The sequence below is a fragment of the Albidovulum sp. genome, from assembly GCF_041919395.1.
Taxonomy (GTDB): domain Bacteria; phylum Pseudomonadota; class Alphaproteobacteria; order Rhodobacterales; family Rhodobacteraceae; genus Albidovulum.
Genome location: NZ_JAYRTX010000004.1, coordinates 63008 through 73765, shown reverse-complemented (window position 1 = coordinate 73765; position 10758 = coordinate 63008). Strand labels below are relative to the sequence as shown.

Sequence of the window (10758 nt, the reverse complement as noted above, 5' to 3'; positions counted from 1 at the left end):
CTGCCACCGAAGCGGCGACGGAGGCGGAGAGTTCGGCCGCGACCCGCTCGCGTTCTGAGGCGGACCTGCGCGGGGCCATCACCAACGACACGATGAGCGACGACGAAAAGCGCGTCTGGGAGGAAGAGCAGACTCGTGCCGAGGCTGCCGCCAAGCTGCGCGAGGAGGATTACCAGCTCGCCTATGCGATCGACATCCTCAAGGGCCTGTCCGCCATCGCCGCCGCCGAATGATGACCGAGAAGGCCGCCCGCCTGCCCTACCGCCCCTGCGTCGGCGTCGTTCTCGTCAACGACGCCGGCCTCATCTTCGCCGGGCGCCGGCACGACGGCCCGGCTTCCGCCTGGCAGATGCCGCAGGGCGGAATCGACGAAGGCGAGAAGCCGCGCGAGGCGGCCCTGCGTGAGCTTCGGGAGGAGACAGGAGTCTCAGCCGGCCTTGTCGAGTTCGTCGCCAAGTCGCCCGACTGGGTGACCTACGACCTGCCGGAGGAGCTCGTCGGCAAGATCTGGGGCGGCAAGTATCGCGGTCAGCGCCAGCGCTGGTTTCTGTTCCGGTTCCTCGGCCGCGACATCGACATCGACATCGAGACCGACCACCCAGAGTTCGCCGAGTGGCGCTGGGTGAAGGCGGACGAGATGCTGGCCGTCATCGTGCCGTTCAAACGCGCGGTCTACGAGGCGGTGATCAAGGCGTTCCGCCCGCATCTCGCCTGAGGTCGCCGTGCCGGGGCTTTCCACCGGCGGCGCGCGCAGGCATAGTCCGTTTCGGGGACAGTGGAGGACGGTATGGACGGCAGCGGGCTCATCGGCGAGTTGATCGGCGGCAACGGTGCGGTGCTGGCACTCGCGCTCTTCCTTCTGCTCTGCGTCTGGCTGGGCGTCAGGATCGTGCCGCAGTCGGAAAAGCATGTGGTGGAACGGTTCGGCCGGCTCCGCGCCGTGCTCGGGCCGGGCATCAACTTCATCGTGCCTTTCCTCGACCGCGTGGCGCACAAGATTTCGGTGCTCGAACGCCAGTTGCCGAACGCGCTTCAGGACGCGATAACGGCCGACAACGTGCTCGTCAAGGTCGAGACGAGCGTCTTCTACCGGATCACCGAGCCGGAGAAGACCGTCTATCGCATCCGCGACGTGGACGCGGCCATCGCCACGACGGTCGCCGGCATCGTGCGGAGCGAGATCGGCAAGATGGAGCTCGACCAGGTGCAGTCGAACCGCTCCGATCTTATCGCCAAGGTGCGCGAACAGGTCGCCGCGATGGTCGACGACTGGGGGATCGAGGTGACGCGAGCCGAGGTGCTCGACGTGAACCTCGACGAGGCGACGCGGGCGGCAATGCTCCAGCAGCTCAACGCCGAACGCGCCCGCCGCGCCCAGGTGACCGAGGCCGAGGGCAAGAAGCGGTCGGTGGAGTTGAACGCCGACGCCGAGCTTTACGCCGCCGAGCAGCAGGCCAAGGCGCGGCGGATCACGGCGGATGCGGAGGCCTATGCGACCTCGGCCATCGCGGCGGCGATCAAGGAGAACGGGCTGGAGGCGGCGCAGTTCCAGGTGGCGCTGAAACAGGTGGAGGCGCTGACGGCGGTGGGGCAGGGCGCGGGCAAGCAGACCGTGATCGTGCCGGCGAGCGCGCTTGAAGCCTTCGGTGATGCCTTCCGTATGCTGAGGGGGCGCTCGTGACTCTTTGGCAGCTCTGGTGGGTCTGGATGATCGCGGGCGCGGTGCTCGCCATCCTCGAAATTCTCGTATCGGGCTTCATCCTCCTCGGCTTCGCGATTGGCGCGGCGCTGACAGGTCTCCTTCTCTGGCTTGGCGTGCTTGGCGGCTCACTCGCCACGCTGATCCTCGTCTTTGCGGTGGCGTCGCTTCTCGCCTGGCTTGCGCTCCGGCGCGCGTCCGGTGTGCGGGAGGGGCAGGTCAAGGTGTGGGATCGCGACATCAATGAGGGCTGAGTCCGCCATCCTGGATGGCATTGTCGGCGCAAAGATCGCGCTTCTGGCCGGCGCGCGGGTGCTGACCCATCTGCGCGACGAAATCCCGTCTATCCCCTTTCCCGGCCACTGGGACTTTCCCGGCGGCGGGCGGGAGGGCGGCGAGTCGGCCGAGGCCTGTGCGCTCAGGGAACTGCATGAGGAGTATGGGCTGCTCCTGCCGGAGTCACGACTGCTCTGGCGGCGGGACTACCCGTCGCAGCATGTGACCGGCGGGGTCGCAGCCTTCTTCGGCGGCCGTGTCACCGAGACGGAGGTCGCCACCATCGTCTTCGGCGACGAGGGACAGCGGTGGGAGATGATGGCGGTTGCCGACTTCCTCGGCCATGACCGGGCGGTGCCTTACCTGCGTGACCGGCTCGGCGATTTCCTAGCCTCCGGCATCCTGTGATGCTCTGCGCGAATCCCCGCCGTTCGGTCTAGGCTGGACGCATCCCTCGCGATACCCGGAGGCTTCGATTGTTCACTCTCCATGAGATGCCCGGCTGGGGCTCGGCCATCATCGAACTGCAGCTCGCCCATTATGGCCTGCCCTTTGACCTTGTTGAGACAGGCGACGTTTTCCAGGACGCTGAGGCCCGCGCGCGCCTCGCCGCGATAAACCCGCTGGCGCAGGTGCCCACGCTTGTCCTTCCCTCCGGCGTGTTGATAACGGAAAGCGCGGCGATCACGCTCTACCTCGCCGACTTGACCGGACGCGACGATCTGGTGCCCGGTCCGCAAGCGCCCGAGCGCGCGGCCTTTCTTCGCTGGCTCATCTTCATCGTGGCGAACATCTACCCGACCTTCACCTATGCCGATGTGCCGACGCGCTTCGTCGCCGACGGGGGCGCGGCCGCGGCATTCCGCGAACGCGTGGACCTCTATCAGAAGGACCTCTGGCGCCAGGTGGCCCATGCGGTCGGGGAGGCGGGCGGCCCCTGGTTCCTCGGCCCGCGATTTTCGGCGCTCGACCTCTATCTCGCCGTAATGACCCGTTGGCGCCCGCGCGAGGACTGGTTTGCCGTCGAGGCGCCGGGGCTTCTGGCGATCGCAAAGGCGGCCCGGGATCGCCAGAGTATCGCAGCCGCCTACGCGCGCAACTTCCCCTGAGGGCGCTCAGAAGTCGAGGTTCTCGACGCTCAGCGCGTTCTGCTGGATGAACTCGCGCCTCGGTTCCACCACGTCGCCCATGAGCTTGGTAAAGATGTCGTCAGCATCCGCCACGTCCTCAACCTTCACCTGGTTGAGCACCCGCGCCGCAGGGTCGAGCGTGGTTTCCCAGAGCTGTTCCGGGTTCATCTCTCCCAGGCCCTTGTAGCGCTGCAGGGTCAGGCCTTTCTCGCCTTCGGCGAGGATCGCCTTCAGAAGCTCGATGGGGCCGTGGATGAGCTGCTCGCGGTCCTTCCGCACCAGCCGCGCGATTTCGCCGTAAGCCTCCTGCAGCGCCCTGGTGTGGGTCGCCAGCCGCCGCGCCTCGCCGGAACGCAGGATCGCGCCATCGAGCGTGCGGACCTCCTCCACGCCCCTCAGCGAGCGGGCGAAGCGCAGGCCCGCGTCCTGCGTCGGTCGACCCTTCCAGCCGCGTTCATATTCCACCGCCACCGAGTCGAGGCGGCGGGCCACCTCGTCGGCCACCCCCTGCGCGTCGGCATCGACCCGGCCGGGCACCAGGGCACCGGCAATGGCGGCCTGTTCCAGGATGTGCGTCGGATAGTGCGTCGGGAAGGCCAGAAGGCTCTTGCGGACCACCCGCGCCTCTTCGACCAGGCGGCGCAGGTCGGCGCCGGTGATTTCCTCGCCCGAGCCGAGGCGCAACACCGCGCCCTCGGTCCCCTGCTCGATGAGGAAGTCCTCCAGCGCCGCCTGGTCCTTGAGGTAGACCTCCGACTTGCCGCGCGCGACCTTGTAGAGCGGAGGTTCCGCAATGAAGAGGTGCCCGGCGTCGATCAGGTCCGGCATCTGCCGGAAGAAGAAGGTCAGGAGCAGCGTGCGGATATGCGCGCCGTCCACGTCGGCGTCGGTCATGATGATGATCTTGTGGTAGCGCAGCTTCGCAAGGTTGAACTCGTCGCGCCCGATCCCGGTGCCGAGTGCGGTGATCAGCGTGCCGATCATGTCCGATGACAGCATCCGGTCGAACCGCGCCCGTTCCACGTTAAGGATCTTGCCGCGCAGGGGCAGCACCGCCTGGTTCCTGCGCTCGCGCCCCTGCTTGGCCGACCCGCCGGCGCTGTCGCCCTCGACGATGAAAAGCTCGCTGAGTGCCGGATCCTTTTCCTGGCAGTCGGCCAGCTTGCCGGGCAGCGAGGCCACGTCCATCGCCGTCTTGCGCCGCGTCAGTTCGCGCGCCTTGCGCGCGGCCTCCCGCGCCAGCGCCGCCTCGATGATCTTGCCGACGATGATCTTTGCCTCTGCGGGATGTTCCTCAAACCACTCGCCGAGCTTCTCGTTAACAAGGTTCTCGACCGCAGGGCGGACTTCGGAGGAGACGAGCTTGTCCTTCGTCTGGGACGAGAACTTCGGGTCCGGCACCTTCACCGAGAGGACGCAAGTCAGCCCCTCGCGCGCGTCGTCGCCAGTGAAATCGATCTTCTCCTTCTTGGCGATGCCCGAATCCTGCGCGTACTTCGTCAGCGTCCGGGTCAGCGCGCCGCGGAAACCCGCAAGGTGTGTGCCGCCGTCGCGTTGGGGGATGTTGTTGGTGAAGGGCAGCACCGTCTCGTGGTAGCTGTCGTTCCACCACATCGCCACCTCGACACCGATGCCGCTGCGCTCGCCGGTGATGAAGATCGGTTCGGGCATGATCGGGGTCTTGTGGCGGTCAAGATACTTCACGAACTCGCGCACGCCGCCTTCGTAGCAGAGCTCCGACCGAAGGAGCTCCGCACCGCGATTATCCTCCAGGATGATCTTCACGCCGGAGTTCAGAAACGCGAGTTCCCTCAGCCGGGTCTCCAGCGTCTTGAAGCTGTACTCGAGGTTCGAGAACGTGCCTTCCGGATGGTTCGTCTTCGCCGCGGCGAGGAAGCGCACCTCCGTCCCCTTCTCGCCGGGGGCCGCGTCGCCGACGACGCGCAGCGGTTCCACCGTGTCGCCGCCCTCGAACCGGGCGAAATGCTCCTTGCCGTTCCGCCAGACCCTCAGCTCCAGCCAATCCGAAAGCGCGTTCACGACCGAAACGCCGACCCCGTGCAGACCGCCCGAGACCTTGTAGCTGTTCTGGTCGAACTTCCCGCCGGCATGGAGCTGGGTCATGATGACCTCGGCGGCGGAAACGCCTTCGGTCGGGTGCATGTCGGTCGGGATCCCGCGGCCGTTGTCGCGCACCGAGACGGAGTTGTCGGCATGGATGCGCACCCGCACGAAGTTGGCGTGGCCGGCAAGTGCCTCGTCGATCCCGTTGTCCACGACCTCGTAGACCATGTGATGCAGGCCAGAGCCGTCATCGGTGTCCCCGATGTACATGCCCGGCCGCTTGCGCACGGCCTCCAATCCTTTGAGAACCTTGATGGATTCGGCGCCGTATTCGGCCGCCGCCCGCGCTTCCTCGGTCATGCCCGCCTGTCCTTGTTCTTGCCCGCATCTTATAGGCGTTCGGGAGGGGAATGTCACGCGGATGCCACAAGATTTGGTGTGCGCGGGTGGATCACGTGAAGGGAATGACCAGGCCCACGAGAACCAGCAGGAGACCTGAACCGAGGTTCAGCCGATGCAGCGCCCCGGGGCTGCTGAGAACCCTGCGCGCCCGGTCGAAAAAGACGGCCAGCGCGAGGTTCCCCGCCATCGGCACCAGAGCCGAGATGGCGAGAATCGCAGCGACATCGGGCGCGGTGACGCGCGAGAGATCGAAGAACCCCGGCAGGAAACCCATATAGAAGAGGATCGCCTTCGGATTACCGATCACCGCCGCGATCCCGACGGAGAATCCGGCCCAGAGCCCGGGTTTCACAAGCCGGCCGTTTGCGCCGGGTGCCGACGGCGGGCGCCGGATCAGGAGGATGCCCATGACGACGAAGACTGCCGCCGCCACCCAGCGCAGGGCGCTCAGCGCGTCACCATAGAGCGACAGCACCCATGCGAGGCCCAGGATCGCGCAGAATGGCCAGATCAGGTCGCCGAGTGCCACGCCCACGGCCAGGGGCCAGGCTGCCGCCATCCCGCCCGACAGCGCCCGGGCGGTCAGCGCCACCCATACCGGGCCGGGCACCGCCCACAGCCCCGCCATGCCGAGCGCATAGAGCAACAGTTGATGGCCGGTGACGGTCATGGCAGGGTCAGGCTGCCGTCGTCGGCGAGCGGCCAGGAGGGGTTCATCGCCACCTCCCAGACATGGCCGTCAGGGTCGGCGTAGTAGCCCGAGTACCCGCCCCAGAAGACCTTCTCCGGAGCTTTCAGACCCGTCGCCCCGGCCGCGAGCGCGGCCGAGAAGGCGGTGTCTACCTCTGCCTCGGTGCGGAAGTTCTGCGCGAGCGTCATGGCCCCGGTCCCGAGCGTCGCATCGGGCCGGCCCTGGTCGGCGGCGAGGTCGGCGAGGCCGAAGAGGCCGAGGACGGCCCCGTGCATCTGGTAGAAGGTCACGCCCTTTTGCGAGGCCGGATGCGGCACCCAGCCGAGCGCCGCGTAGAAGGCCCCCGACCGGCGGAGGTCGGTGACGCCGAGGGTGATCAGGGTGACGCGCTGAGGGGTCATGGCAAGGTCCTTTCGGTGACGATCGACAGCCCGTTTTCCTCTTTGACCTCATATCCCTGAGCGCGGGTTCCGAGGGTATCGAACAGCTCCGCCCCGGTCCCGGTCAGGAATGCCTGGGCGCGGAGTGCGCAGATCTCGTCATAAAGCGCCGCGCGGCGGCCGGCGTCGAGATGCGCCGCCACCTCGTCGAGAAGCAGGATCGGCGGCGCGCCGAAATCCTCGGCGAGTGCGCGGGCATTGGCAAGGATGAGCGAGAGGAGCAACGCCTTCTGTTCCCCCGTGGAGGCCTGCGCGGCCGGCACCGACTTGGCGGTATAGGTTGCGGCGAGGTCGGCCCGGTGCGGGCCGGCAAGCGTCCGTCCCGCCGCCATGTCGCGGCCGCGTCCCGCCGCCAGCGCCCCGGACAGATCGATCGGTTCCAAGGGAATTTCCGCGCCGTCGGGCCCGACGATGGCGAGTTCCGCCGCCGGGAAGCAGGTGCGGGCATCGCGGCCGGTCGCCGTGACGCGGGCGACCGCTGCCGCCCGGTTCGACTGGATCGCGGCGCCAGCCTCGGCCATCTGCGCCTCGAGCGCGTCGTACCAGCGGGCGTCGCGTACCTCGTCCCTCAGGAGGCGGTTGCGTTCCCGCATGGCTTTTTCGTAGGTCAGGACGGCCTCGGCATGACCCGGCTCGAAGGAGAGCGTCATCCGGTCGAGAAACCGCCGCCGTCCCTCGGCCCCCTCGATCCAGAGCCGGTCCATTGCCGGAACCAGCCAGAGCATTCTGAGGATGCGGCCAAGGGCGGCCTGCGGCGCCGGCTTGCCGTCGATCAAGACGCTGCGCGCGGCGCCGGTTTCGGCAAAGGTCTCGATCTCGTGAACCTGATGCAGGCTCTCGACCTCGGCCGTCACCTTCCAGCCGAGCCCCTCGGGCCGCCGTCCCAGATCTTCCGGCGCGGCGCGACGAAAGCCCCGACCGGGCGAGAGGAGCGAGATGGCCTCCAGCACGTTCGTCTTGCCGGCGCCGTTCGGCCCCCAGAGCGTGACCGGTCGGCCATCGAAGGCAAGCTCGGTCCGTCGGTGCGAGCGGAAGTGCGACAGCACAAGCGATGTGACGACGAGCCGCGGCAAGTCAGGCCCTGCCTTTCATTGTGGCTCAAATACTCCCGCCGGAGGCTCCGGCCAGAGGCCGGATCAGACCCGCATCGGCATCACGACATAGACGGCAGAGGTGTCGTTGCCTTCGCGCATCAGCGTCGGATCGCCGGCCGAGTTGAACAGGAATACCGCGTTCTCGCGGTCCACCTGGCTCGCGATCTCCAGGAGGTACTTGGCGTTGAAGCCGATGTCGAGCCGCTCGTCGCCATAGGCGACCGCCAGTTCCTCCTCCGCGGCCCCGGCGTCGGGGGCGTTGACCGACAGCACCAGCCGGTCGTCGTCGAGCGACAGCTTCACCGCGCGCGAGCGTTCGGAGGAGACCGTCGCCACCCGGTCCACCGCCTTGGCGAACTCGGCAGCGTCAACCTCCAGGCGCCGGGTATTCCCGGTCGGGATGACACGGCTGTAGTCCGGGAAGGTGCCGTCGATGACCTTCGAGGTCAGCGTGATCGCCGGCGTTGCAAAACGCACCTTGGTTTCCGAGACCGAGACCGCGATCTGCGAATCGTCGTCGTCGAGAAGCTTCCTGAGCTCGCCTACCGTCTTCCTCGGTACGATCACGCCCGGCATGTTCTCGGCGCCAGGTGGCAGGGCGGCGTCGATCCGCGCCAGCCGGTGGCCATCGGTCGCGACGCAGCGCAGGACCTTGCCGCCCTCTCCCTCGGCCACGTGCATGTAGACGCCGTTAAGGTAGTAGCGCGTCTCCTCCGTCGAGATTGCGAACTTCGACTTGTCGAAGAGCCGCCGCAGCACCGGTGCGGGGGCGGAGAAGTTGGAGGTGTATTCCGACGACGCCATGACCGGGAAGTCTTCCTTCGGCAGCGTGGCGAGCGAGAACATCGAGCGGCCGGCCTGAACAGTGAGACGGCCGGCCGCGCTGTCATCGGTGAGCTGGATTAGTGCTCCGTCCGGCAGCTTGCGGACGATTTCATGCAGCATCACCGCCGAGACGGTCGTCGCGCCCGGGCGCTCGACCTGAGCAGGGGCCTTGTCCACCACCTCGATGTCAAGGTCCGTGGCCCGGAAGCTGACGGTATTGCCCTCGGCCTCGATCAGCACGTTGGCGAGGATCGGGATCGTGTTGCGGCGCTCGACGACCGACTGGGCCTGACCGACCGCCTTCAGAAGCGAGGCCCGCTCGATGCTGATCTTCATTCTCATCCCCCTGAGGTGCCGGGAGGGGAAAGGTAGCGAATTTCCCCTCCGGCTCAAGATTTTTCGGGAATTTCCATGGAACGGGCGAGGGGGTCAAGGGCGCTTGTCGCGCCCTCACCCTTCAAGCGAGCGGCGCAGCAGGTCGAGATCGTCCGACAATTGGCTGTCGGTCGCCCTAAGCTCCTCGATCTTGCGGATGCCGTGCATGATCGTGGTGTGGTCGCGGCCGCCGAACCGCCGGCCGATCTCCGGCAGGGAACGGGTCGTCAGGGTCTTGGCCAGATACATCGCAACCTGCCGCGGCCGGGCCACGGTGCGCTGGCGCTTCGGCCCGACCATGTCGGTGAGCCTGACGTTGTAGTGCTCCGCGACCTTGCGCTGGATCTCCTCTATCGAGACCTTGCGGTCGGAGGCGCGCAGGGTGTCCGACAGACAGTCCTGCGTCAGGTCCAGCGTGATCTCGCGCCCGACGAGCGAGGCGAAGGCAAAGAGGCGCGCCAGCGCGCCTTCGAGCACCCGCACGTTCGACGTGATCCGGTGGGCGAGGAATTCCAGCACTCCCGGCGCGAGCTTCACCCCCGGGTAGTGGCCGCGATTCATCTCGGCCTTCTGCTGGAGGACACCGAGACGAAGTTCGTAGTCGGTCGGGTGCAGATCGACGACGAGCCCGCATTGCAGGCGGCTCTTGATCCGTTCCTCGAGTCCCTTGATTTCGCCCGGCGAGCGGTCGGCCGAGATGACGATCTGGCGGTTATGGTCGACCAGCGCGTTGAAGGTGTGAAAGAACTCCTCCTGCGTCGAGTCCTTGCCGGCGATGAACTGGAGGTCGTCGACCATGAGGACATCGACGCCGCGAAACAGTTCCTTGAAGGCGATGACCTCGCGCTCGCGCAGGGCCTGGATGAAGCGGTACATGAACTGCTCGGCCGAAAGGTAGATGACCTTCTTCTCGGGGTGCCGGCTGCGCAGTTCGTTGGTGATCGCGTGCATCAGATGCGTCTTCCCAAGGCCGACGCCGCCATAGAGGAAAAGCGGATTGAAGCTGACCGGGCCACCCTCGGCGACGCGCCGTGCCGCGGCATGGGCCAGAGCGTTCGGCTTGCCCACAACGAAGGTGTCGAAAACGAAGCGTGCGTCTAGAGGCGCGCCGGGCAGAGGGTCCTCGGCAAGCGAGGCAGTCAAAGTCGTCGCAGTCGTCGCGGGCCGGCGTGGCGGCCGGGCCGCCGGCAAGGACCGGGCGTCGGCGACGTGGAATTCCACACGCTCGACCTCGAGCCCGGCGTTGTTCAGGTGCTGGCGGATCTGCTCGGCGAAATTGCGTGAGACCCAGTCGCGCATGAAATTCGTCGGCGCCAGGAAGCGGGCTATGCCATCTTGGAACTCCGCGAGCGTCAGCGGCTCGATCCAGGTGGTGAAGTTGTTCTGCCCGACCGTCTTGAGAAGTTCATGTCGCGCCCGCCCCCAGGAGTCTTCGGTCATTTTTTGTGCTCGCGTCTTCCGTTCACTGTCCCGCACTGCAGCCGTGCCGGTCCGTATTCTTCGCGCGAATCCGTCGTTCGCACCCCCGGCGCAAGCAGCATCGAAATCCGGCCACAGCCGGTTCGAGCCGCTTCCTGCCGGAAGCGTTGGTTCATTCGGACATGGCAGCGGCCGGACGACCGGCCTCGAATTACCGGCGCGTGGGCCGTGGCCCGCACCGGAAACACCCGTGCGATGAACTTTCAACGCACGTTCGAACCACCGCAGGGTGCAGCTCCTGCGCGGGTCCAGTGGTTACCGCATGTCCCCCCAAGACGACGTG

The 10758-nt window shown here is 66.9% G+C and carries 11 protein-coding genes and 1 pseudogene; 6 read left to right on the top strand and 6 right to left on the bottom strand.

Annotated features, from left to right (window positions below; translation table 11 throughout):
* The 6 genes and pseudogenes from ACMUOO_RS01835 to ACMUOO_RS01810 form a co-directional block, all read left to right on the top strand.
* Nucleotides 1–233 (top strand): annotated as a pseudogene (locus ACMUOO_RS01835) (peptidase S41); the annotation flags it as partial.
* Nucleotides 230–715, top strand: a complete 486-nt coding sequence (locus ACMUOO_RS01830; protein WP_301920285.1) for an RNA pyrophosphohydrolase — start codon at nt 230–232, stop codon at nt 713–715. The pseudogene ACMUOO_RS01835 and the gene ACMUOO_RS01830, both read left to right, overlap by 4 nt.
* A gap of 72 nt (nt 716–787) precedes the next feature.
* Complete coding sequence (locus ACMUOO_RS01825) at nt 788–1681, top strand: SPFH domain-containing protein (RefSeq protein ID WP_301920284.1); 894 nt, start codon at nt 788–790, stop codon at nt 1679–1681.
* Complete coding sequence (locus ACMUOO_RS01820) at nt 1678–1953, top strand: NfeD family protein (protein ID WP_413854801.1); 276 nt, start codon at nt 1678–1680, stop codon at nt 1951–1953. The genes ACMUOO_RS01825 and ACMUOO_RS01820 overlap by 4 nt, the downstream gene beginning before the upstream one ends.
* Nucleotides 1943–2383 (top strand): NUDIX hydrolase, encoded by a 441-nt coding sequence (locus tag ACMUOO_RS01815; RefSeq protein WP_301920283.1) that lies wholly within the window; start codon nt 1943–1945, stop codon nt 2381–2383. Before ACMUOO_RS01820 ends, ACMUOO_RS01815 begins: the two co-directional genes overlap by 11 nt.
* A 68-nt stretch (nt 2384–2451) precedes the next feature.
* Nucleotides 2452–3084 (top strand): glutathione S-transferase family protein, encoded by a 633-nt coding sequence (locus ACMUOO_RS01810; RefSeq protein WP_301920282.1) that lies wholly within the window; start codon nt 2452–2454, stop codon nt 3082–3084.
* 6 nt (nt 3085–3090) lie between these two features.
* Here ACMUOO_RS01810 and gyrB read toward each other — a convergent pair whose 3' ends face one another.
* The 6 genes from gyrB to dnaA form a co-directional block, all read right to left on the bottom strand.
* Nucleotides 3091–5529 carry a DNA topoisomerase (ATP-hydrolyzing) subunit B gene (gene gyrB, locus ACMUOO_RS01805; protein WP_301920281.1) on the bottom strand — a complete coding sequence of 813 codons (2439 nt, stop codon included), beginning with the start codon at nt 5527–5529 and terminating at the stop codon, nt 3091–3093.
* Nucleotides 5530–5620: 91 nt separating this feature from the next.
* Entirely contained in the window at nt 5621–6241 is a 621-nt protein-coding gene (locus tag ACMUOO_RS01800) for a LysE family translocator (RefSeq protein WP_301920280.1), read from the bottom strand.
* Entirely contained in the window at nt 6238–6663 is a 426-nt protein-coding gene (locus ACMUOO_RS01795) for a VOC family protein (RefSeq protein WP_301920279.1), read from the bottom strand. Before ACMUOO_RS01795 ends, ACMUOO_RS01800 begins: the two co-directional genes overlap by 4 nt.
* Complete coding sequence (gene recF, locus ACMUOO_RS01790; RefSeq protein WP_301920278.1) at nt 6660–7775, bottom strand: DNA replication/repair protein RecF; 1116 nt, start codon at nt 7773–7775, stop codon at nt 6660–6662. The genes ACMUOO_RS01795 and recF overlap by 4 nt, the downstream gene beginning before the upstream one ends.
* 63 nt (nt 7776–7838) lie before the next feature.
* Nucleotides 7839–8957, bottom strand: a complete 1119-nt coding sequence (gene dnaN / locus ACMUOO_RS01785; protein WP_301920277.1) for a DNA polymerase III subunit beta — start codon at nt 8955–8957, stop codon at nt 7839–7841.
* A 114-nt stretch (nt 8958–9071) separates the two neighbouring features.
* Nucleotides 9072–10436: a chromosomal replication initiator protein DnaA gene (gene dnaA, locus ACMUOO_RS01780; RefSeq protein ID WP_301920276.1), complete on the bottom strand. Its 1365-nt coding sequence runs from the start codon at nt 10434–10436 to the stop codon at nt 9072–9074.
* Nucleotides 10437–10758: the final 322 nt, after the last annotated feature.